The following is a 23,008-nucleotide window of genomic DNA, read 5'->3' on the forward strand; positions in this document are numbered from 1 at the left end:
TCGTTCGAACCTACCGAGTTCAAACCAATCGCAACCGCCTCAACCCCAGAGGCTACTCCATTCTGACCAATCGCAATCGAATTAGCTGTTCTTGCCTTCGCTTCATTCCCCAATGCAATTGAGTTCGCACCCAACGCTTCCGCACCGTCCGATCCAAAGTCCGACCCGTCCGTTCCTAAGGCAATCGAGTAGTCGCCCGCCGCGTTCGAACCTCGACCGAAGGCTACGGACCGAAGTCCTGAAGCCGATGCTGCATCACCTAGAGCGACGGAAGAAACACCGCTTGCGGTACTCGTCGTTCCTACCGCCGTGGCATTTGCGGCATTGGCGAGCGAACCCGCGCCAATCGCCGTTGAGAAAGTCGTTCCGGCATTCGCAATCTCGCCAACTGCGATCGAGCTCTGTCCGCTAGCTTGAGCGCCGAAGCCGATTGCGAGCGCCCGAGTGTTCGTAGCATCCGTTTCTGCGCCAATAGCCGTAGAGCCAGGGGCCGTTGCAGTTGCGTTGCTACCGCAGGCAAGCGCCGTATCATCGTCGGTGCCGTTCGCGCCAAGCGTAGTATCGGTGCCGCTGGTTGCGGTACCGTTGTTGTTCGTGTCGAGCAGACATTCGTCTGCCTTGGCTTCAGGCGCGTTTGCTATCGTCGCTGCTAGCGCCAGTCCTGCGATCCCGGCCAAGCCGATAGCGCGCTTCGAAATTCGAGCAGTGTTCATTACTTAGTCTCCCTGGAAAAGTGGCGGCTGTCTAAGCGATCCGTAGCCGCAGCCAAACAGACAATGCCGAAAGCACTTTTTGGTTTCCGAAGCGACAATAAACTTATGCGATAAAGTAAAGGGAAATCATTAACCTACACGGAAAACCTCGCAAATGCGTGATTTGCGTACGATCTGCTGTCCCGAGAAAAGACAAGATATTCGGAATGAAGTGAACTAATCGTGGGTAGTGGAGGCACCGAATTCTGCATACGTGGCCGCAATACCCTCGCCCAAACCGATGCGCGCGCTCCAACCCAGAGCTTCGAGCTTTGTGCAGTCGAGCAGTTTACGCGGCGTTCCGTCCGGCTTGTCCGCCTGGAATACCAGTTCTCCCTCGAACCCGACTGCATTCTTGATGACGCCGGCCAGTTCGGCAATAGAAACCTCGTCTCCGGAGCCGACGTTCACATGCTCTTCGCCGCTATAGTGTTTTAGCAGAAATATGCACGCGTCGGCGAGATCGTCGACGTGCAGGAACTCGCGCAACGGACGCCCGCTGCCCCAAACTGGCAGCGTATCGTCACCGCGTGCCTTCGCCTCGTGCGCCTTGCGTAGCAGGGCAGGCAGAACATGGCTCGTCTGCAGGTCGTAATTGTCGCCCGGACCATAAAGGTTGGTCGGCATGGCGCTGACATAGTCGCATCCGTACTGACGGCGATACGCCTGGCACAGTTTGATGCCTGCGATCTTGGCGATAGCGTACCATTCGTTGGTTTTCTCGAGCGGCCCGGTCAGCAATGCCGCTTCTTCCAGCGGCTGCAATGCATCACGCGGGTAAATGCAGGACGAGCCGAGGAAAAGAAGCTTCTCTGCGCTTGCTTGCCGAGCCGCCTCGATCAGGTTGCTCGCGATCATCAGATTGTCGTAGAGAAAATCGGCGGGCTTCGTATCGTTCGCGTGAATGCCCCCGACCTTTGCCGCGGCGACGATCACTACATCGGGGGTGTTCTCGGCAAACCAGTCACGGACCTGGCTTTGCTCGCGCAGATCCATGCTGCGCGGAGCCGTTAGGACTTTGCAGTTCTCGCGTTCAAGACGGCGGATTAGAGCCGAACCGACCATGCCGCGGTTTCCCGAAACGTAAATGCGCTTTCCTTCAAGACTGAAGGTGCCGGTCATGGGCGATTACCGAAATCGGTGTGTTGTTCTGCTTCGCGCGGAATAACGATCAGGTCCGCCCGCACCATGTCGCGCACGAGTTCCCTGACGCTGGTTTGGTGCTCCCAGCCCAGTTTCTCTCTTGCTTTCGAGGGGTCGCCGATCAGCAAATCAACTTCGGTTGGCCTGAAATAGCGGGGGTCGATCTCGACCAGGATTTCACCGGTCTTGATGCAGCGGCCTTTCTCATCGAGGCCCTCACCTTCGAATTCGATAGGGCGACCCGCATCCTCGAAGGCCCACAGCGTGAAGTCGCGAACAGTCGTGGTAACGCCTGTCGCCAAGACGTAATCGTCAGGCTCGTCCTGCTGCAACATCCGCCACATACCCTCGACATATTCGCGGGCGTGCCCCCAGTCGCGTTTTGCGTCAAGATTGCCGAGATACAGCCGGTCTTGGAAGCCGAGTTTGATGGCCGCTGCGGCGCGCGTGATCTTCCGTGTCACGAAAGTCTCGCCGCGCAAAGGGCTTTCGTGATTGAACGCAATCCCGTTCGAGGCATGAATTCCGTAAGCCTCGCGGTAATTCACCGTGATCCAGTAGGCATAGAGCTTGGCGACGGCGTAGGGACTCCGGGGGCGGAACGGCGTGCTCTCGTTCTGAGGCGTGATACCGACGTTGCCATACAGTTCAGACGTCGACGCCTGAAAGAAGCGCGTCGTGTCGACGAGATCCAGTATGCGAATAGCCTCAAGCAGTCGCAGCGTCCCGGTGGCGTCTGAATTCGCCGTATATTCGGGCGTTTCAAAACTTACCTGCACGTGGCTTTGCGCTGCCAGATTGTAGAGCTCGTCCGGCCGCGTTTCCTGCAATATGCGGATGATATTGGTGGCGTCGGTTAGATCGCCGTAATGCAAGGTAAGGCGCGGATTATGCTCATGTGGATCCTGATAGATGCCCTCGATCCGTCCCGTGTTGAAGGATGAACTGCGGCGCTTCATTCCGTGTACCTCGTAGCCCTTCTCAAGCAGAAAACGGGCGAGATAGGCGCCGTCCTGACCAGTGATCCCGGTAATAAGAGCGGTCCTGGTCATGCAGCCGCGAGTTCGAAGTTGCGCATAATCTCATCGACCACGCCAGTAGCCGCATGACAAGTAGCGTAGCGCTAGAATAGACAGCTATTCAAACGCGTTCGGTCTTTTCGATCCATCCGCCACCGATCACTCGGTCCCCAGCATAGATCACCGCCGCCTGGCCCGGTGCGACTCCCAGTTCGGGGTCGGTAAAGCGGATGGTCGTTTCCGCGCCATCTCCGAGTGGGCCGTCGAGCGTAACCGGTACGGGCTTCGACAGCGACCGGACCTTTGCCGTGAGTTGCTTGCCCTCGGGCAGCGGACCGATACGGTTCGTCTCGATCAGCCGCGCCGCGCTAACCGCGAGCATCCGCTTGGGGCCGACGAGCACGTGCCTCTCCGCCGCGTCGATCCCCAAGACATAGAGCGGCTCGGCGAGTCCGCCGATGTCGAGGCCGCGGCGCTGCCCGACGGTATAATGAATGATGCCCTTATGACGTCCAAGCACTTTCTTCGTTTCCGCATGAACGATGTCGCCCGGTTCGCCGCCCTCCGGGCGCAGGCTGCGGACGATCTTCGCGTAGTCACCATCAGGTACGAAGCAGATGTCCTGGCTGTCGGCCTTGGCCGCATTGCGAAGCCCTGCCGCGGCGGCGAGTTCGCGCACGCGTGCCTTCGGCATTCCCCCGAGGGGGAAGCGCAGGTAATCGAGCTGCACGTCGGTCGTCCCGTAAAGGAAATAGGACTGGTCACGCGCAGGATCGTGCGCGCGGTGAAGCTCTGCACCATCCTCTCCGGCTATTCTGCGAACGTAATGACCCGTCGCAAGGCAATCTGCGCCCAGTTCCCGTGCCATGTCGAGCAGGTCGGTGAACTTCGGCCCCATGTTGCAGCGAATGCAAGGCACGGGCGTGCGTCCTGCGAGATAGTCGTCGGCGAACTGCTCGACCACGCTGCCGCGAAAGGCGCTTTCGTGATCGAACACGTAATGCGCGATGCCAAGGCGATCGGATACAGCCCGCGCATCGCTTATGTCGTCACCGGCACAGCAGGCGCCCTTCCGGCCTGTCGCTGCGCCGTAATCGTAAAGCTGCAAGGTGATCCCGATGGTTTCCGCACCGCTTGCTGCTGCAAGCGCAGCGACCACGGACGAGTCCACACCGCCCGACATGGCGACCACGATCCGGCATTCGGATGCGGCTCTCGGCAGGTCGAACAGCGCGGCGGCTTCCGCTGCCTCGGGCATAGCCCTGCGCTTCGCAGAGCGATCGAGAGTGGTCTGGGTGTTCATGGGTAACCACCCCATTAGCACGGGCGGCAGCGCCATTGCCAGTAAGAATGGGCGGACAGGACAACACGAATCAAACTGCGAATGGCGTTAACCTTTTCTGGAAAAATGATACGCGTTAACAAGGGGATGCGTAGTATATGTCGGTAATTGCACGCCTATTTCATTTCACGCATTCTTTACTATCGGCGGTTTAGAAGGCTTCCCATGATTGAGGGAAATATCAGCGCCATGAATGCTCTCGAGGACCGCGATGCGCAGTCCTTGCAGCAGCTCAGGTGGTCGGAACTCGTCGCGCAATTCGCCGCAACACGAGATCTCAGGGCAGAGCTTTTGCGGTCCAGTTTGGCGGAAATCGACGGAAACGGGCGCTTCGCGTCGTTGAACGCCAGTCGGCGAAGGCGCAGTGAAGCGGATTTTAACCTCAATAATTTAAGGGATGAGAAAGCCGGCGATCCTACTGCCGCACCAACCCGGTTCGTAGCGGGCAAGAACGATCGAGAGACGCAATGATGGAACATCAGGACATTCGACCCGACCAGGTAATCGGCCCCTTGGGAGAGCCGCTTACGATCGACGATTTACCGCCGCCGTCTACCCGTCGCTGGGTTGTGCGGCGTAAGGCCGAAGTCGTCGCCGCGGTCACCGGCGGCCTGCTGACGGTGGACGAAGTGCTGGAACGCTACGACCTCACTCTCGAAGAGTTCGCTTCTTGGCAGCGCGCCGTCGACCGCTCCGGCATGCAAGGACTTCGCGTCACGCGCATTCAGCATTACCGCGACCTTTATGAGCGGCAGTTGAAATATTGAGATAGCCGCGGACAGTTTGTTCGGCGTTGCTTTAACGTTCGTAAGTGATTGGCGATGCTTTATTACGGATTGACGCAGTATCGTTAGCTGACAGCAAGAACCCAGGGAACCATTGCGCTGATCCGCCCGTTCTATGCCTCAAGGTCACACTGACCGGAAGAGTAGAACAGGAGGAATATATGGGTTGGATTATCGCTATTATTGTCGGCGGTGTCGCCGGCTGGCTGGCAAGTCTGGTGATGAACCGGGATGCCTCGATGGGCATATTCTGGAATATCATCGTCGGCATCATCGGCGCGCTGATCGGTAACTTGCTCGCTGGAGCGCTTTTCAACGTGCAGGGTTCGATCCAGGAATTCTCGCTCACCGGTTTCATCATCGCCATCATCGGTGCGATCGTGCTGCTCGGTATCGTGAACCTCGTCCAGCGCGGACGCGTTCGCTAAACACGATTGACTTCAAAATAGCGGGAGCGGGGCGGCTACGGCCGGCTCGCTCCTTTTTTGTTGTATTGCGCCTGCGAAACAAGCGATAAGCATTGGTCGGAGATATATGTCATCCGTCGATGCATTGCTTGTGCAGCGAGTGCCGCGACCCTAGGTTCTCTTGCCATCAGTGATATAGTAAGATAATACACCACTCGCACGGTCAGGATCGAGGCGCGACCCGATGAACTACGACAACCGCATACGTTCGGAAACTGCCGAGCCGCTGGCCGGAAACATCGGGCCGGACGGAGAAACGCGCGAGGGGCGCAGCCGTAAATGGCTTTGGATCGGGCTTGCGGTCTTGCTGCTCGCCGCGATCGTCGGCGGTTATTTCGCGTTCAAGGGCGAGGATGCGGATGCGCTCGCCGCTGGCGAACGGAGCGAACAGGCTCCTAGTGTAACCGTCATTTCTCCCGGTTCCGGCACGGTCGAGGGTGTCATCACCGCAACCGGCACGCTCGCCGCGCGCCGTTCAATGCCGATCGGCGCAAATGGCGAGGGCGGCCGTGTGGTTTCCGTTCCGGTCGATGCCGGTGACTGGGTCCGCGAAGGGCAAGTGCTGGCGGTGATCGATCGCTCGGTCCAGTCGCAGCAGGCCGAAGCGGCCCGCGCACAGATCAATGTGGCACAGGCTGATGCCGACCTTGCGCAAAGCAATCTCGAGCGCGCGCAGCAACTGATCGACCGCGGCTTTATTTCCAAGGCCGAGATCGACCGGCTGACTGCAACTCGTGACGCAGCGCGTGCACGAGTAAGTGTGGCGCGTGCACAGCTCGGCGAGCTTCAGGCACGCAACGCTCGGCTCAATATCGTCGCACCTGCGGCCGGCCTCGTGCTGGAACGCAACGTCGAACCCGGCCAGACGGTCTCCGCCGGTTCCGGCGTCTTGTTCACGATCGCACGCGGCGGAGAGATGGAGCTGCTGGCTGAAGTGGGCGAAACCGAACTCGCACGTATTTCCGCCGGCGTCCCGGCTGAAGTCACGCCGGTCGGCACGGACAAGCGCTTTACCGGCCAGGTCTGGCAGATCGCTCCGGTCATCAACGAGCAGGACCGCCAGGGGCGCGTCCGCATCGCGCTGCCCTATGCGCCCGAACTGAGGCCGGGCGGCTTCGCGACGGCAAGCATCGGCGGCGGCTCCTTCACGGCCCCGATCCTTCCCGAAAGCGCGATCCTGTCCGATGACGAGGGCAGCTTCGTTTACATCGTCGGCGAGAACAACACGGCCGAGCGGCGCGACATCGAAACCGGGATCGTCACCTCACAGGGCGTTTCCGTGGTCAGCGGGCTCGACGGCAGCGAACGTATCGTCGAACGCGCCGGCGGCTTCCTGACTGCAGGCGAAACCATTCGCCCGGTCCTCGCAGAGAGCAGCGCCGACTGATGGATTTCAACAAGATCTCAGCGTGGTCGATCCGCAATCCGGTCATCCCGCTCGTATTCTTCACGGCCCTACTGCTCGCCGGGATACTCAGTTTCGCGCGCATGGACGTCGTCAACAATCCGGACGTCGAGTTTCCTGCAGTCAGCATCTCGATCTCCCAGCCCGGCGCCGCGCCGACCGAGATCGAGAACCAGATCACGCAGCGCGTCGAATCCGCCGTTCGCTCGATCAACGGCGTGAAGTCGCTGAATTCCACGGCCAGCGAAGGCAATTCCAATACGTTCGTCGAATTCGAGATCGGCACCGATCCCAACGATGCGACGGCCGAGGTCAAGAACGCGGTAGACAGTGTACGCGGCAGCCTGCCGGACGGTATCCTCGAACCGCGGATCATGAAGCAGGATATCTCGGGCGGCTTCCTCGCGATCTACGCCGTCGAAGCCGACGACATGACGATCGAGCAATTGAGCTGGTTCATCGACGATACCGTGTCGAAGCGCCTGCTTTCGATCGAAGGCATGGCCGAGGCAAGCCGGTTTGCCGGCGTCGACCGGGAAATCGAGGTCATCCTCGATCTGGCGAAGATGCAGTCGCTCGGCGTGACTGCGGCGCAGCTCAACAATGCGCTGCGCGTCAGCAATATCGATGCGGCCGGCGGCGTCGCCGAAGTCGGCGGGACCCGCCAGTCGGTGCGCGTGCTCGGCAGCACCGATACGGCTTACGAATTGTCGCAGCAGCAGATACAGCTCGGCGACGGGCGCACCATCAAGCTGTCGGACATCGCGACCGTGCGCGACGGCTACAGCGAGCGTACCTCGATCAGCAAGGTGCGAGACAAGGAGGTCGTGAACTTCTCGATGTCGCGGGCCAAGGGCGCATCCGACGTGACCGTCTTCAACGAGGCGAAGGAAGTCATCGCGGACATCGAGGCCGAAAACCCGGGCGTTCGCTTCATACCGCTCTTCAACACCGTCAAATATACGGAAGGCCAGTACGAAAGCTCGATCGCCGCGATGATCGAGGGCGCGATCCTGGCCGTGGTCGTGGTGTTCTTCTTCCTGCGCGACTGGCGCGCTACCGTGATCGCCGCCGTCGCCATCCCGCTTTCGGCAATCCCGACCTTCTGGTTCATGGATTTGCTCGGCTTCAATCTGAACTTCCTGTCGTTGCTCGCGCTGGGGCTTGTCGCCGGGGTGCTGGTCGACGATGCGATCGTGGAGATCGAGAACATCGTGCGGCACATGCGGATGGGCAAATCCGCCTACCAGGCATCGATCGACGCGGCGGACGAGATCGGCCTTGCCGTGGTGGCAACGTCCTTCTGCATCGTCGCCGTGTTCCTGCCCGTGGGCCTGATGCCGGGCATATCCGGTCAGTTCTTCAAGAACTTCGGCATCACCATCGTCGTATCGGTGCTGATGAGCCTCGCCGTCGCCCGCATGATCACGCCGATGCTCGCCGCCTACTTCCTGGAAGCGAAGGGTCACGCGGAGCACGGCGAAGGCAAGTGGATGGAGCGTTACATGCGCATCCTGCACTGGTCGCTCGACCGTAGCGAAATGGTGCAAGCGCGAGGATCGCTCGACGCCCCTCGCGGCAGGTTCCTGTACAGCGTCGGCGGCATTCTGTTCCTGCTCGGCACGCTGATCGTTCCCGCGATCGCCATCTTCAAATCGTTCGGCATGATTTCCTCTCTTGGGGTACCCGCGCTCTTCGCATCGTCTCTGACGCCGGGTCCGGAAAGCTTCCTCTACGTACTCGTCGAAAAGATCATGTCGGTGCTGCAACTGGCGATAGTGGTCGGCATCGGCGTAGCGGCGATGTTCCTGTACTTCGGCGCGTGCGCGCTCGTCACTCGCCTGTTCGGCTCGCGGATCGCTGGCGGCTGGCGCTACATGTTCGCGCGCTTCAAGGACCACCGCGTCTGGATGCTCGGCATCGGTTATTTCGCCTTCATGCTCACCATCCTGCTATTCATGAACACGCCGGCGCAGTTCCAGCCCACGATCAACGACGACAACAGCCGTGTCGAGATCGAGATGGTGCCGGGTACCACGCTGGAAACGACCGAGCGCGTGGCCGACAACGTCGCGGCCCTGCTTTACGAGCAGCCGGAAGTCGAACTGGCGCTCGAACGCGTGCGCGAAGGCAATGCGTCCATCTTCATCACGCTCGACCCGGACCGCGAAAAGACTTCGATCGAATTCGAGCGCGATCTCGCTCCGACACTTGCGGAAATCCCCGACGCGCGCGTCCGCTTCCAGTCGCAATCGGGCGGGTTCGGCTCGGGCCGCGACATGACCGTCATGCTCGCCGGATCGAACCCCGACCTCCTCGAAGAGACGGCGGCCACGCTCGTCGAGCAGATGAAGGGTCTCGATACGCTGGTCGCACCACGCATCAGCGCGGACATCAACCGGCCCGAGATCGTCATCGAGCCGCGCGAGGAACTGGCCGCGTCGCTCGGCGTATCGACCGTCGCATTGAGCCAGACGATCCGCATCGCGACCATGGGCGAGATCGAACAGAACGCCGCCAAGTTCTCGCTGTCCGATCGCCAGATTCCGATCCGGGTGAAACTGCCAGAAAGTTCGCGCGAAGACCTGACGACGATCCGCAACCTGCCCGTTCCAACTGCCGGCGGCGGCTCGGTTCCCCTGAGCCGGGTCGCGGAAGTCAGCTTCAGTTCCGGCCCCACGACAATCCAGCGCTACAACCAGAACCGGCGCGTGTTCGTCGGCGCGGACCTCGCGCAAGGTGTCGTCAAGGGCGAGGCGCAGCAGCAGATCGACCAATTGCCGATCCTGCAGAACCTGCCGCAAGGCGTCATCCGCGATGTTGTGGGCGAAGAAGAATGGCAGCAGGAACTGTTCCAGAACTTCATCATCGCTCTGATCGCGGGCGTGCTGCTCGTGTTCGCGGTGCTGGTGCTGCTCTACAAGCGCGTGATGAGCCCGCTCGTGAACATGTGCTCGCTGGCGCTGGCGCCTCTCGGGGGCATCTTCCTTGTCTACATGGTCGGTCAGCCGCTTTCGATGCCCGTCCTCATCGGCGTTCTCATGCTGCTCGGCATCGTTTCGAAGAACTCGATCCTGCTAATCGACTTCGCGATCGAGGCCATGCACGCCGGCGGCGAGAAGCTCGAATCGATCCTCGACGCAGGCCACAAGCGCGCTCAGCCGATCGTGATGACCACGGTCGCCATGACCGCGGGCATGGTTCCCACCGCGGTATCGCTGTCGGGTGACGGCGCATGGCGGGCACCGATGGGTACGGTCGTGATCGGCGGCCTGGTCGTCTCGACGCTGCTTACCCTGCTGATCGTGCCGGCGGGCTTCAGCCTCGCCGACAGTTTCGAGAAGCGGACCGGACCGTGGCTGCGCGACCGGCTCCTCACCTATCGTCCCGGCGACAGACAGCGTGCGGAGTATCCCGGGTCGGGCGCCGACGGCGACACGGTGCCGGCGGAGTAGATGGGCGCGGACAAGGACGACGTTCCTGCGCGGTCCATCAGGCACGGAACTGGCAGCGACCCTAAGCTAGCGCTGCGCGGCTATCGGCTGCCGCAAGACCGGGCGCGCCGGATGCGGATGACCGCGACCGGCATGCTGATCCTGATGGCCGGGATCTTCCTGCTGTCGGGTCAATATCTCGATACCCATCCCGCCTGGGGCTTCGTCCACGCTTTTGCCGAAGCGGCCATGGTCGGGGGATTGGCCGACTGGTTTGCGGTTACCGCCCTGTTCCGGCATCCACTCGGCATACCGATCCCGCACACCGCCATCATTCCGGAAAACAAGGACCGGATCGCCGATACCATGGCGGGATTCCTGCGGGAGAATTTCCTGACCGCGCCCGTGGTGGCGCGGCGGATGCGCGACATGAACCTTGCGCGCGGCATCGGAAACTACCTTGCCGATCCGAACGCGGAGGCGACCTCGCGCGTTCGGGCGGGGGCGGGGGAGCTGCTGGTCGAAGTCCTTGAATCGCTCGATCCCGACCGGTTGGGCGGCCAGGTGAAAGCAGGTCTTGCCGCGCAGCTCGAGCGGATGAAGGTCGCGCCGCTCCTCGGCCAGATGCTTTCGGCAATGGTGGCCGACGACCGCCACCGCCCGCTGGTGGACAGTGCGATCCGCTGGGCGGGGCTCGTGGTGGAAGACAACGAGGACCTTATCCGCACGATGATTCACGAACGGGCGAACGCGCTGCTGCGCTTTACCGGCCTCGACGAACGGCTCGCCAGTTCGGTGCTCGACGGTCTGTACCGCCTGCTTGCCGAGGTTCTGGTCGATCCGAACCATCCGCTGCGGCAGAAGGTCGAAGAAGGCCTGTCCGAACTCGCGCGCAACCTGCGCGAAGACCCCGAGCTTCAGGCGCGGGTGGAAGGCATGAAGAACGAATTGCTTGCCAATCCGGCGCTTGGCGACTGGTGGCAGGGCGTCTGGGAGCGGATGCGCGCCGGCCTGATCGACATGCTGAAAGGCGGGGGCAGCGCCGCGCTGTCTGGGCAGGTCGGCGACAGCCTGGCCGAGATGGGCAAGGCGCTACGCGACGACGCGCGCCTGCAGACGCAGGTGAACCGCTTCGCGCGCCGGACCGCGGTCGGCATAGCGACCCGCTACGGCGGGCAGATCGTCCAACTCGTTTCGGAAACCGTGAAGCGCTGGGACAGTGAAACGGTTACAAGCCGCATCGAAAGCGCGGTCGGCCGCGATCTGCAGTTCATTCGCATCAACGGCACCCTAGTAGGCGGGCTGGTCGGCGTGACGCTGCATCTGCTGGGACAGCTACTAGTCTGAAAGCCCCATCAGGAACGCCGGTATACGATCCGCGTCGTAAAAAAGGTTCGAACCGGCCGACCGTCAACATCGAGTGCAGGCTTGATCTTCGCGCTTTTCATGAATGTCGAGCATGGGTCGACTGCCATTTCAAACCCATCGGTCACGGTCTGGTTCAATAGCACACAGTCGGAAACTTTTCCGGTGCTGTCGATGTTCAAACGTAAGTAAAAATCGGCTTGCCTACCTTCAGCAATTGCATCCTTCGGATAGGTTTTAGTTACCTCCCGATATACCGTGCGGAAGTTCGTGATCTCTGGCGGAGAGGCGACGCGCCGCTGCTCTTCAGGGTCGAACCCCCAATATTTTACCAAGTCTTCGATGCAGGCGTTGAGTGCCTTGACCGGCTTGTCCATATTGCCGAGGCTTAGCACCAGATCGGACCGGCCATGTTGCGAAATGGTTAGCCGCGACACCCCCGCCGCTGCTTCTCCGTCAAGTTGCGGCATGCCGGGCGCGCTTCCTCCACGATCATCAACAACAATAGCATCAACTTCAATTGCGTCGGGATCGATGACAGCTTTGCCGGCTATTGCCGTGTGAGCGGACAGCAATTTTCCGAAGCTGCCGAACGCGCTATCGAAAAACTTGAACTCGCTCGTTTCCCCATTGGGGCCGAACGAATAGGTTGCGGCGCGATCTGCCCGGAAGGTTGCGGTTTGCGGACCCGCTACAGCCCATATTGCCCTTTCTGACGGTCCCCATTGTTCCAGATAAAAGATCGTTGGAGTATCCTCATTACCGAATGCGCGCGCCAACCGGCACTTGTGTTCTGCCATATCCAGATGCCAAGGGCTCGTTGCGTCCAACGTTTCGACCTCGCGTTCCGCGGTGGCGGAAGTGGCGATCGTCAAACTGGCAGCGGCGCATAAAGAGAGCAGCTTATGCAAAACCATTCTAGCGAGCCTTTCGCGAAAATACCTTATGACAGCGGAGCGCGTGAATTCGCGTCACTATTGCTCAATCAGACATCGTGTACCTTATCCGTTGAATTACGTAACTTCGGATCGGTTTTCCCGTCGCCGTACGCGCAGGTTCGTATTTGGCTAGCTCCATGAAAGCCGCGCAAGGGTGGCGCTTCATGTCGAAGTCGTCGGCAAGCGTCAGATTGACGAGCTGACAATCCGAGATGATGCCGTCTGCTTCGATGTTGAGTCGGACCTGAAAATCAGCTTGGGCGCCCTTGATTATCGCGCTCGCAGGATAATTGCGCTGAATGCGGCGCGCTACCGGCATTATATCGACAGGCTTGGGGGCTACTGCGACCGTCTCTTGCTCTGGGACCTCAAAACCCCAACGGGCAACAAGATTTGCCATACACTGATTCATCGCAGCTAACGGTTTTTCCAAGTCGCCGAACTTTAGTATGACGCTAGGCTGTCCGTTTTGAGAAATGGAAAGCTTGTCTATGCCGGATGCTTTTACGCTATCGAGTTGCTCCAATCCGTCACGCTCGTAAAAATCAGGGTCATTAACGGTTTTTTCGACCGCATTCGCCTCTTTGCTGACGACGGAGCTTCTCGATGTAACTGCCTTTCCGAACTCGCCTATCGTCATGTCGCGCATCTCAAATTCGCCGCTGTCCCCCTTTTCGCCGAACTTGAAATTGGTTGTGCGTCCCGCCCTGTACCCATCAATGGCGGGACCTGCCACGAGCCACGATGCGCCCGTACTGGGTTGCCACTGTTCGAGATAGAAGACGTTCAGATTTTCGCCCTCACCGAACGTCCGCGCGATTCGGCATCGATGCTCCCCGTAGTCTAGGTTCCAGGGACTGGACGGCTTGAGCACGACCGCCTCGTCCTCGGCCAGCGCGGCGGAATGCGGAGCGGCGACCAAGGAAATTGCGGCAACGGCATATGATAGACATCGGAATGCGAACATGAAAAACCCCTTCGAACCGGATGATGGCCCGAAGGGGTTACGATTTTCAACCGCTTTAAGATTAAAGCTTTTCGGTAAGCTCCGGCACGGCCTTGAACAGGTCCGCCACCAGGCCGATGTCCGCGACCTGGAAGATCGGTGCGTCCTCATCCTTGTTGATGGCGATGATGGTCTTGGAGTCCTTCATGCCGGCAAGGTGCTGGATCGCCCCCGAGATGCCGATGGCAAAATAGACGTCCGGCGCGACGATCTTGCCGGTCTGCCCGACCTGATAGTCGTTGGGCACATAGCCCGCGTCGACGGCTGCACGGCTCGCCCCAACGCCAGCACCCAGCTTGTCGGCAAGCGGCATGATGATCTCTTCGAAGGTTTCGCCGTCCTTTAGCGCGCGTCCGCCCGATACGATGATGCTCGCGCTGGTTAGCTCGGGGCGGTCGCCACCTTCCGCAATCTCCGAGCTGACGAAGCTCGAAATACCGGCATCGCCCGGTCCGGAAACTTCCTCGATCTCGGCCGAGCCGCCTTCCGCTTCGGCCTTGTCGAAGGCCGTTCCGCGCACGGTGATGACGAGCTTTTCGTCGCTCGATTCGACCGTGGCGATAGCGTTGCCGGCGTAGATTGGCCGGGTGAACGTCTTCTCCCCTTCGACCGAAAGGATGTCGGAGATCTGCATCACGTCGAGCATGGCTGCGACGCGCGGTGCGATGTTCTTGCCGGTCGTGGTGGCGGGCGAGACGAAAGCGTCGTGATGCCCCATCAGGTCCGCGACGAGCGGCGCGACGTTTTCGGCCAGGCTGTTTTCGTAGGCGGAGTCGTCCGCGATGTGGACCTTGCCGACGCCTGCAATCTTCGCGGCCTGCTCTGCAACGGCGCGGCAGTTCGATCCCGCGACGAGCAGGTGCACCTCACCGAGCTTGCCGGCAGCGGTTACGGCCGCGAGCGTCGCGTCCTTCATTTCGCTATTGTCGTGTTCGACGAGTACGAGCGTCTTCATTACGCGACTCCCAGTGATTTGAGTTTGGCGACCAGTGCGTCCACGTCCTCGACCTTGTCGCCTGCTTGGCGGACCGGCGGTTCGGACACGTTGGTCGTCTTGAGGCGCGGCGCGATGTCGACGCCGTAGTCCGACGGCGCTTTCGTATCGAGCGGCTTCTTCTTCGCCTTCATGATGTTGGGCAGCGAAGCATAGCGCGGCTCGTTGAGGCGCAGGTCGGTGGTGACGATCGCCGGCATGGTCAGTTTGACGGTTTCGAGACCACCGTCGACTTCGCGCTTCACCGTCACGCTGTCGCCATCGACTTCGACCGTGTTGGCGAACGTTCCCTGCGGCCGGCCCATCAGGGCAGCGAGCATCTGGCCGGTCTGGTTGCTGTCGTCGTCGATCGCCTGCTTGCCGAGCATGACGATGCCCGGCTTTTCTTCTTCAGCGATCGCCTTAAGGATCTTCGCGACGCCGAGCGGTTCGACGTCATCGTCGGTCTCGATGAGGATCGCGCGGTCTGCGCCCATTGCGAGCGCTGTGCGCAGCGTCTCCTGAGCCTTTGCCGGGCCAATGCTGACCGCGACAATTTCGTCGGCCTTGCCAGCTTCCTTCAGCCGAATCGCTTCTTCGACCGCGATTTCGTCGAACGGGTTCATGCTCATCTTGACGTTGGCAAGATCCACGCCCGAGCCGTCGGCCTTTACGCGCGGCTTCACATTGTAATCGATGACCCGTTTAACGGGTACGAGGATTTTCATCTACTCCGCCTTTCGTCTCGAGGATTTGCGCGCCTGATAACTAGCGTTTACGTAAACGTCAAGGCAAGTGCGCGCAAGCGTTGTCTCCCTTTAACGCACGGGAAGCGGAGTTTATCCGGTTTTTGGCTAAACAGATTGCAGCGGAGGGGCGCTGTTACGCCGCCTCCTTCACCTCTGCCACGATCTTGCGGGCAGCATCCCCGAGGTCGTCAGCGCTTACGATCGGCAGGCCCGAATTGTTGAGGATGTCCTTGCCCTTGTCGACGTTCGTTCCTTCGAGGCGCACGACCAGCGGTACCGACAGGTTCACTTCCTTCGCCGCCGCGACGATGCCGTCGGCGATGATGTCGCACTTCATGATGCCGCCGAAGATGTTGACGAGAATGCCTTCGACTGCCGGGTCCTTCAGGATGATCTTGAAGGCCGCGGTCACCTTCTCCTTGTTCGCACCGCCGCCCACGTCGAGGAAGTTCGCCGGGAACGCGCCATTGAGCTTGATGATGTCCATCGTTGCCATCGCGAGGCCGGCGCCGTTGACCATGCAGCCGATGTTTCCGTCGAGCTTGATGTAGGCGAGATCATATTCGCTCGCCTCGACTTCGGCGGGGTCTTCCTCCGTCTCGTCGCGCATTTCTTCGATATTCGGGTGGCGGTAGAGCGCATTGGCATCGAAGCTCATCTTGGTGTCGAGCACCAGGAGATCGCCGTCCTTTGTTTCGACGAGCGGGTTGATTTCGAGCATTGCGCAGTCGGTGGCCATGAATGCTTCGTAGAGCTTCTTCGACAACTTCTGCGCCTGTTTGTTCGTGTCGCCTTCCAGCTTGAGCGCGAAGGCTACCGCACGGCCGTGGTGCGGCATGAAGCCCTGCGCCGGGTCGATGGTGATCGTCGTGATCTTCTCCGGCGTGTCGTGCGCGACGGCCTCAATATCCATGCCGCCTTCGGTCGATACGACCATCGCGACCTGCCCGCTCGCCCGGTCGACGAGCAGCGAGAGGTAGTATTCCTGCGCGATGTCCACTCCGTCGGTCACATAGAGCCGGTTGACCTGCTTCCCCTCGTCGCCGGTCTGAGCGGTGACGAGCGTATTTCCGAGCATTTCCTTCGCCGCTGCTTCGACCTCTTCGATCGATTCGGCGAGGCGAACGCCGCCCTTCGCATTGGCATCCAGTTCCTTGAACTTGCCCTTGCCGCGGCCGCCCGCGTGGATCTGCGCCTTTACGACATAGAGCGGTCCGGGCAGTTTCTTCGCCGCTTCAACGGCCTCTTCCACGCTCATCGCGGCGTGTCCGGCCGGAACGGCGATGCCATGCTCGGCCAGAAGTTCTTTGCCCTGATATTCGTGGATGTTCATAAAATTGTCCTCGGTCTGATTTCCGGTCGCGCATTTCGCGTGCGCTTCGATGCGCGCTCGCATAAGCATGGATGAGCCGCCTTGAAAAGTGCCGAACGGCTCAACCGTTCCTACATTAGCATCCATGATCGACACACAACGCCTCGAACGCATTGTCGCGGACGCCGCGCAGCTTGGTTTCGGCCAGTGGCCGGGCGCGGGCCATGCGGTCGAGACGTGGGAGAAATCGCCGGGCAATCCGGTCTGCGCTGCCGATCTATCGGTCGATGCGTTCCTGCGGCGCGAGTTGTCGGCGCTGCTTCCGGCGGCGGGCTGGCTCTCCGAGGAGACGGTGGATGAGCCGCAGCGTCTCGACAAGAGCCTGATCTGGCTTGTCGATCCGATTGACGGAACGCGGGATTTCATTCGCGGGCGGCCCGGGTGGTGCGTGTCGGTGGCTCTCATCAGCGAAGGCAGACCGCTCCTCGGAATGCTGGCCGCTCCGGCGCGCGGCGAGTTCTGGAAGGCAGAGGCAGGCAAGGGTTCTTCACTGAACGGAAATCGCCTGAAAGCTTCGACCCGCGGATCGCTCGAAGGCGCGCGCGTTCCGGCAGACAGTCTGGCGAAGGTGGACCGCATTCTCGAAAGCGTCGCAAAGCCGAACTCGATTGCACTGCGTGTCGCGATGGTCGCGTCGGATGCCGCCGACCTGGTCACGACGCTGCGCTGGGGTTTCGAATGGGATATTGCCGCCGCGGCGCTCATAGCGCGCGAAGCGGGCGCCGCGGTTACCGACGCGTTCGGTAAGCCGCTCGCCTACAACAAGCGCAATCCGCGCGCGTTCGGTCTGCTCGTTAGCGCTCCGGCCATTCACGCGGACGCGCAGGCGCATGTCGCGGAACGTGCAGCGACGCTGGTCGAGCGCTAGCGGGTCACGACGTCCTTCGACATCGGCGCGAGCTTGGCGAGAAAGCGGTTCTGGGCGTGGAACGGCACATCCGACTCGCGCATCGCCTGCTGCAAATTTTCGACCAAAGCATTGAGGTCCGCGCGCGTGGTGCCGAGCGAAGCGTGGCTGCTCGCCATATCGCGACCGGTGTAGTCGCAGCCGGCACCCAGAATGTAGCAGAACTGTTCGAACAGGGTTCGCTCCAGCCTTACCCGGTCATGTGCGATGAAGATGTCGGCGACGCGCGGATCTGCGTAATTCAGTTCGACCAGCCGGTCGCTGATACGCCTGATGCCCTCGCGCCCACCGAATTGCTGCGCCATTTTGCCGCTTTCGAATGGGTCGGCCCCGGCGTTCGCGTTATCTTCAACGTAGGGTTCGACCGGAAGCTCACCGGTTTCGGGATCTCGGACCTTCTCTTCGACGCCGAAGATTGCGTCCCAGTCGGTGTTGTCGGCGGGAGCCTGCTGAAGAAGAAGCAGGGCGGCTGCGGCGGTGATCATCATACGGCTATCCGGGACTTGTCAGAATGCGAGTTGCGCGGAGAGATACGCGCCGCGCTGGTCTTCGAAAGTGGCGATCGAACCGAGATCGGCATAGGCCGCTGTTACGGTCACATTATCGGTCACGGCGTAGGCGGCGAACACGTCGAACCAGTCATCCTCTCCCAGACCTAGATTGTCGGGTTTGGTGCGGAACTCGGTGCCGACGACCGCCCGGCGCGACAATTGGTAGGCGAGCGATCCCTCGAACTGGAGCGAGTAACCCTTGCCCGCCGCGCTGCCGTAACCGAGGAGGCCGCCCTGGTTGGCCTCGGTATAGCGCGCTGCCGCACTGACGAGGACGCTATGGGCCAGAAGCAGCTTGGTGGCGGAAAGGACGAAATCGGTGCTCTCGTCGGTGGCCGCACCGACTGCGGCGGCAACGGGGCCATCATCGCTGCGCTTGTGCTGGACGCCGATGCTGACTTGCGGGAGCAGCGGCTCGCCATAGACTAGGTCGCCCAGCAGCCGGACCTTCGCCCCGTAGACGTCCTGGTTGAGGACATATCCCTGCCCGATGCCGAGCGCGGCTCCGACATCGCGGGTGTCGAATTCCTGGCGGGTGTAGGAAAGCTCGATCCGGTTGGCGATGCCGATTGATGCGCCGTAGCTGCGCCAGCCGAAATTGGGCAGCTCGATAAGTGTCGCATGACCGCTGATGCCGATGCCGCGGTCCGTTTCCATGCCGGAAATGGTCGCCCAGGTCGCGATCCCGCCGCCGCTGCTGCCTTCGACCGTCGACACGCCGTTCGTGAGCAGCAGTTTGTCTCCGTCGAGCAATGGCTCGTTCTCGGCCGCCGCCGGCGAAGAAAGCAGCGACACGAGAGCGGCCGTGAAAAGCAAAAGCGATCGGTTCGTCCTCGTCATGCGCGCCGGTTAACGCGGGTTTGGTAAATATCTCGCTAACCGCCTTTCGTAGTACTTTAAGCGGATTCTTAAGGGTTTGCCTTTAGCGGCTGGCGCGCGATGAAATGGAAAATTGCCTTAGCGCTTGCCAGTGCGATCACGCTTCCGCTTGCATCCGTATGGGCGGCGCAGGGGTCGAGCGTTCGCATCCAGGTCGTCGACGCGCGGGGACTGCCGGTCAGCGGCGCGGTGGTCGAGGTCGAACCCGCTGCCGGACACACCGGAGCGATCCGGTTCCCCTGGCACATGGCGATGGCGCAGAAGGACCAGCAGTTTACGCCCGGAACGCTGGTCGTTGCGAAAGGCAGCACGGTCGCTTTCCCAAACCTCGATACGGTGCGTCATTCGGTTTTCAGCTTTTCCAAGCCGGCCCGTTTCGAGATCGACCTGTACGGCCGGGACCAGACGCGCTCGCAATTTTTCGGCAGCACCGGCACCGTGGCGCTCGGCTGCAACATTCACGACAACATGCAGGGCTTTATCCGAGTGGTCGATACGCCCTATGCTGCGAAAACGGACCGCAATGGCGTCTTCAGTGCCGCCTCGGTGCCGCTTGGTGCCGCTAGGGTCACTGTCTGGCACCCTCGGCTGCGCGCCCCCGGGAACGAGAAGCGCTATACGCTGAACCTTACCGGCTCGGTCTCGCGCAAGGTCAGCGTCGAACTGCGATGACCGGACCGCTCAAGAACTTCGACAGCCTGCGGTTCGGGTCGCTGAAGGTCCGGATCGGCGTGCTGTACGCGCTGCTGTTTGGAGCGGTGCTGGCAGCGATCATGGTCATCGTGAGCCAGGGCGTCGCTCGCTTCGGCGAGGAGAGCGCGGCGCGCGACCTCTCCGCGAATGCTCGGGTTTTCGACGAGCTTCTCGATGTTCGCGCCCAGCAGATGCGCAGTTCGGCGGAAGTACTTTCGCGCGACTTCGGGTTTCGCGAGGCGGTAGCGACCGACGACCGGGCGACCATCGCCAGCGCGCTCGCCAGCTTGCGAGGCCGATCGGAACTCGACACGGCATTCGTCGTCGGTCTGGATGGCGGATTGGTCGGCGCATCGGGCAAGCCTCCGCCCGATACACTACGCCTGTGGGATGCACTGGATGCCGGTGAAAACCACGGCGTGATCGAACTCGGCGACGACCTTGCACTTGCCGCCGCTTCTCCGATCGAGGTGCCCAATCTTGTCGGCTGGCTGGTTCTCGCCCAGCCGCTGGACGGCCGCGAAATGAAGCGCCTCAAATCGCTGGCCGCGGTCGAACTGGATGCCGATGTAATTCGCCGGCGCGACCTGCCGGCCGATCTCGACGCGCAGGCACTCGGCCACGTCTTCGAGCGCGAGAGCGACACGCGCATGCTGCACCGAATCTCGGCCTTGCCCGTCCTCGAAGAAGGGCTGCACCCCCGGCTGGTGCTGCGCCATTCGCTGACCGCTTCGCTGGAGCAATACAGCAGCCTCAACTGGCTGATCGGCGGGCTGGGCGTATTCGCGCTACTGCTCGTTCTCAGCCTGAGCTTCCGCGTGGCGCGCACCATCACGAAGCCTTTGCAAAAGCTCGACGAGGCGGCGCGGCGGGTCAGCGACGGGCGCGATGCCCATGTCGCGGTCGAAACCGATGACGAGATCGGACGGCTCGCCCGTAGCTTCAATACGATGGTCGATGCGATCGAGGAGCGTGAACGCAAGATCACGCATGTCGGCCTTCACGACGGCCTGACCAATTTGCCCAACCGAAAACTGTTCGTGGAGCAGCTGTCACAGGCCGTCAACCGGCGCGGCGGCGACGAACGCTTGATGGTCGTTTACGTCGATCTCGACGATTTCAAGGTCGTGAACGACACGCTGGGGCACCCAGCCGGGGACGCCTTGCTGCGCGACGTCGCCGATCATTTGCGCCTGAACCTGCCGGAGGCGCTGATCGCGCGCCTCGGTGGGGACGAGTTTGCCATTCTCGTCGACGACATCGCTGCAGGGCAGAACCTTGCCGACCTCGCCGCCCGCATCCAGGCATGTTTCATCCGAACCATCACTCTCGAAGGGCAACAGGCCGATTGCTCGGCCAGTCTCGGCATCGCGATTGCACCCGGCGACGGCGCGGACAGCAATACGCTGATGAAGAATGCCGATCTGGCGCTTTACCGAGCGAAGAGAGACGGCAAAGCCAATTACCACTTCTTCGAACCTTCGCTGGACGAACAGGCGCGCAGGCGCCGCCAGATGGAGCTGGACCTGCGGACTGCGATCCGGGACGGGCAGTTCACCCTGCATTTTCAGCCGCTTTACAGCCTGTCGGAAGAGCGGCTTAAAGGGTTCGAAGCGCTGATCCGCTGGGAGCATCCCGAACATGGCCTTGTCAGTCCGGTCGAGTTCATCCCGCTGGCGGAGGAAACGGGACTGATTCTGCCGATCGGGGAATGGGTGGTGCGCGAGGCTTGTCGTCACGCGGCGACTTGGGACGGCGACCTTTCCGTGGCGGTCAACGTCTCGCCAAAGCAGTTCGGATCGCCCGAACTGGCGACGAAGATTCTGCAAGCGATCTCTACCTCAGGCATCGCGCCGCAGCGCCTTGAACTCGAAATCACCGAAAGCATCTTCATCGCGAATGTGGAGAAGACGCTTTCGACCCTGCACCGGCTTCGCAATCTCGGCGTCAAGATCGCGCTCGACGATTTCGGGACTGGGTACTCGTCGCTCAGCTACCTTCGATCGTTCCCCTTCGACAAGGTGAAGATCGACCGGTCCTTCGTGCAGGACCTGGCGAACGGCGGGAACGGCCACGCGGTCATTCGCGCGATCACGACACTGGCGGAGGCGCTGGGCATGGATACGCTGGCCGAGGGCGTCGAGGACCCGGGCCAGCTCGACATTCTGCGCCGCGAGGGATGCCGCAACATTCAGGGCTATCTGTTCAGCAAGCCCTTGCAGGCGAGTAACGTGCAGCAGTGGATAGTGGAACATCAGGGCAGTCCGCGTAACTGGAAAGCCGCCTGAACGCTCCAATCGAGCGCAAAAAAAGGGGCAGCCGTGCGGCCGCCCCTCTCTTTTATCCGGTTCGGATCGAGCGTTCAGCTGGCCGCTTGCGCTTCGGCCACGTCTTCCTGACTGATCGGCGTAATCTTGATTTCGACCCGGCGGTTCAGCGCCCGGCCTTCCGGCGTGTCATTGGTTGCGCGGAAGTAGTCCGGGTTCTCTCCGTAACCCTTCGTGGCGATCCGCGAACGCGAAACGCCGCGCGAAACGAGGTAGTTTGCCACCGCGTCCGCACGCTCTTTCGACAGCCGCATGTTGTATGCATCCGAGCCGGTATTGTCGGTAAAGCCATATACGTCGATGAGGCTGTTGGGGTATTTGATCATCGAGTTCGCCACCGTGTCGAGCGTGGTGCGGAAGCCCGGCGAGATGGTGGACGAATCGACGTCGAACGTCACGCCGTCCGGCAGCTTGAGCAGGATCGCCTGCTGGTCGCCGACTTCTTCAACATCGATGCCCGAACCGGCCGTTTCCTCTTCGAGTTCGCGGATCTGGTCGTCGAACTGCTTGCCGATGACTGCTCCGGCGCTGCCGCCGATGCCGGCCCCGATGATGCGGGCCGTCGAGCCGCCGATGACGTCGCCGAGCACGTAGCCGAGCGTGCCGCCCAGTGCAGCGCCGATACTGGTGCGCGAGATCTTTCGCTCGCCGGTATTGGGGTCGGTTACGCAGGCCGATACGCCGAGCAGCGAGATGCTCGCCAGACTGGCGATGAAAATTTTCGAACGTTTCATATTGTAATTACTCCCTCTAGGTTCGGCCGGCAGTTCCGGCCATCGGCCCCGTAGAAACCGAGTCCGTACGCACCCACCAGCGTCACCTGCCACTAACATTTGAAGGCATGAGCCGTTCCGCAGTGCGATATATTGTGCTGGCGCGCGTTTCTGCTAGCGAGGTTCCG

The 23,008-nt window shown here is 61.2% G+C and carries 19 protein-coding genes and 1 pseudogene; 8 read left to right on the top strand and 12 right to left on the bottom strand.

Annotated elements, in window-relative coordinates; translation table 11 throughout:
* From HUV48_RS08265 to mnmA, 4 genes and pseudogenes are all read right to left on the bottom strand, one after another.
* Positions 1-713: pseudogene (locus HUV48_RS08265) on the bottom strand (hypothetical protein); the annotation flags it as partial.
* Between the two features lie 216 nt (positions 714-929).
* Entirely contained in the window at positions 930-1,874 is a 945-nt protein-coding gene (locus tag HUV48_RS08270; protein WP_176267356.1) for a GDP-L-fucose synthase family protein, read from the bottom strand.
* Positions 1,871-2,947, bottom strand: coding sequence for a GDP-mannose 4,6-dehydratase (gene gmd, locus HUV48_RS08275; RefSeq protein ID WP_176267357.1), 1,077 nt, complete (start codon positions 2,945-2,947; stop codon positions 1,871-1,873). Before gmd ends, HUV48_RS08270 begins: the two co-directional genes overlap by 4 nt.
* Before the next feature lie 88 nt (positions 2,948-3,035).
* Positions 3,036-4,217 carry a tRNA 2-thiouridine(34) synthase MnmA gene (gene mnmA, locus HUV48_RS08280; RefSeq protein WP_404799929.1) on the bottom strand — a complete coding sequence of 394 codons (1,182 nt, stop codon included), beginning with the start codon at positions 4,215-4,217 and terminating at the stop codon, positions 3,036-3,038.
* Between the two features lie 506 nt (positions 4,218-4,723).
* Here mnmA and sciP point away from each other — a divergent pair.
* The 5 genes from sciP (at position 4,724) to HUV48_RS08305 (ending at position 11,694) form a co-directional block, all read left to right on the top strand.
* Positions 4,724-5,023: a CtrA inhibitor SciP gene (sciP, locus tag HUV48_RS08285; protein ID WP_176267358.1), complete on the top strand. Its 300-nt coding sequence runs from the start codon at positions 4,724-4,726 to the stop codon at positions 5,021-5,023.
* 179 nt (positions 5,024-5,202) lie between these two features.
* On the top strand, positions 5,203-5,469 hold the full coding sequence (locus HUV48_RS08290; RefSeq protein WP_176267359.1) for a GlsB/YeaQ/YmgE family stress response membrane protein: 267 nt from the start codon (positions 5,203-5,205) through the stop codon (positions 5,467-5,469).
* A gap of 223 nt (positions 5,470-5,692) precedes the next feature.
* Positions 5,693-6,895, top strand: coding sequence for an efflux RND transporter periplasmic adaptor subunit (locus HUV48_RS08295; protein WP_176267360.1), 1,203 nt, complete (start codon positions 5,693-5,695; stop codon positions 6,893-6,895).
* Positions 6,895-10,368 carry an efflux RND transporter permease subunit gene (locus HUV48_RS08300; RefSeq protein WP_176267361.1) on the top strand — a complete coding sequence of 1,158 codons (3,474 nt, stop codon included), beginning with the start codon at positions 6,895-6,897 and terminating at the stop codon, positions 10,366-10,368. The genes HUV48_RS08295 and HUV48_RS08300 overlap by 1 nt, the downstream gene beginning before the upstream one ends.
* Positions 10,369-10,479: 111 nt before the next feature.
* The gene (locus HUV48_RS08305; protein WP_176267816.1) at positions 10,480-11,694 is read left to right on the top strand and encodes a DUF445 domain-containing protein; all 1,215 of its coding nucleotides are present in this window, start codon (positions 10,480-10,482) and stop codon (positions 11,692-11,694) included.
* Positions 11,695-11,702: 8 nt separating this feature from the next.
* Here the strand turns inward: HUV48_RS08305 and HUV48_RS08310 are convergent, their stop codons facing one another.
* The 5 genes from HUV48_RS08310 to sucC form a co-directional block, all read right to left on the bottom strand.
* Positions 11,703-12,629 (bottom strand): energy transducer TonB, encoded by a 927-nt coding sequence (locus HUV48_RS08310; protein ID WP_176267362.1) that lies wholly within the window; start codon positions 12,627-12,629, stop codon positions 11,703-11,705.
* Between the two features lie 64 nt (positions 12,630-12,693).
* The gene (locus tag HUV48_RS08315; protein ID WP_176267363.1) at positions 12,694-13,617 is read right to left on the bottom strand and encodes an energy transducer TonB; all 924 of its coding nucleotides are present in this window, start codon (positions 13,615-13,617) and stop codon (positions 12,694-12,696) included.
* Between the two features lie 61 nt (positions 13,618-13,678).
* A complete protein-coding gene (locus tag HUV48_RS08320) occupies positions 13,679-14,611 on the bottom strand; it encodes an electron transfer flavoprotein subunit alpha/FixB family protein (protein ID WP_176267364.1) in 933 nt (310 codons plus the stop codon).
* The gene (locus HUV48_RS08325; RefSeq protein ID WP_176267365.1) at positions 14,611-15,357 is read right to left on the bottom strand and encodes an electron transfer flavoprotein subunit beta/FixA family protein; all 747 of its coding nucleotides are present in this window, start codon (positions 15,355-15,357) and stop codon (positions 14,611-14,613) included. Before HUV48_RS08325 ends, HUV48_RS08320 begins: the two co-directional genes overlap by 1 nt.
* Before the next feature lie 154 nt (positions 15,358-15,511).
* Positions 15,512-16,711, bottom strand: coding sequence for an ADP-forming succinate--CoA ligase subunit beta (gene sucC, locus HUV48_RS08330; RefSeq protein WP_176267817.1), 1,200 nt, complete (start codon positions 16,709-16,711; stop codon positions 15,512-15,514).
* A gap of 124 nt (positions 16,712-16,835) precedes the next feature.
* On the opposite strand from sucC, the gene HUV48_RS08335 reads away from it, so the two are divergent.
* The gene (locus HUV48_RS08335) at positions 16,836-17,618 is read left to right on the top strand and encodes a 3'(2'),5'-bisphosphate nucleotidase CysQ (protein ID WP_176267366.1); all 783 of its coding nucleotides are present in this window, start codon (positions 16,836-16,838) and stop codon (positions 17,616-17,618) included.
* Here HUV48_RS08335 and HUV48_RS08340 read toward each other — a convergent pair.
* Both HUV48_RS08340 and HUV48_RS08345 read right to left on the bottom strand, forming a co-directional pair.
* Positions 17,615-18,145: a group I truncated hemoglobin gene (locus tag HUV48_RS08340; protein WP_176267367.1), complete on the bottom strand. Its 531-nt coding sequence runs from the start codon at positions 18,143-18,145 to the stop codon at positions 17,615-17,617. The two genes, HUV48_RS08335 and HUV48_RS08340, sit on opposite strands and share 4 nt — an antisense overlap.
* An 18-nt stretch (positions 18,146-18,163) precedes the next feature.
* Positions 18,164-19,048 carry a DUF3034 family protein gene (locus tag HUV48_RS08345; RefSeq protein ID WP_176267368.1) on the bottom strand — a complete coding sequence of 295 codons (885 nt, stop codon included), beginning with the start codon at positions 19,046-19,048 and terminating at the stop codon, positions 18,164-18,166.
* A 99-nt stretch (positions 19,049-19,147) separates the two neighbouring features.
* Between HUV48_RS08345 and HUV48_RS08350 the strand changes: the two genes are divergently transcribed.
* Both HUV48_RS08350 and HUV48_RS08355 read left to right on the top strand, forming a co-directional pair.
* Positions 19,148-19,759 carry a cupredoxin domain-containing protein gene (locus tag HUV48_RS08350; RefSeq protein ID WP_176267369.1) on the top strand — a complete coding sequence of 204 codons (612 nt, stop codon included), beginning with the start codon at positions 19,148-19,150 and terminating at the stop codon, positions 19,757-19,759.
* Positions 19,756-22,068: a putative bifunctional diguanylate cyclase/phosphodiesterase gene (locus HUV48_RS08355; RefSeq protein ID WP_176267370.1), complete on the top strand. Its 2,313-nt coding sequence runs from the start codon at positions 19,756-19,758 to the stop codon at positions 22,066-22,068. The genes HUV48_RS08350 and HUV48_RS08355 overlap by 4 nt, the downstream gene beginning before the upstream one ends.
* A gap of 74 nt (positions 22,069-22,142) precedes the next feature.
* On the opposite strand, the gene HUV48_RS08360 is transcribed toward HUV48_RS08355, so the two are convergent.
* Complete coding sequence (locus HUV48_RS08360) at positions 22,143-22,841, bottom strand: YiaD family glycine zipper/OmpA-like lipoprotein (RefSeq protein WP_176267371.1); 699 nt, start codon at positions 22,839-22,841, stop codon at positions 22,143-22,145.
* Positions 22,842-23,008 lie beyond the last annotated feature (167 nt).

The sequence above is a fragment of the Qipengyuania atrilutea genome (assembly GCF_013370205.1).
GTDB classification, from domain to species: Bacteria; Pseudomonadota; Alphaproteobacteria; order Sphingomonadales; family Sphingomonadaceae; genus Actirhodobacter; species Actirhodobacter atriluteus.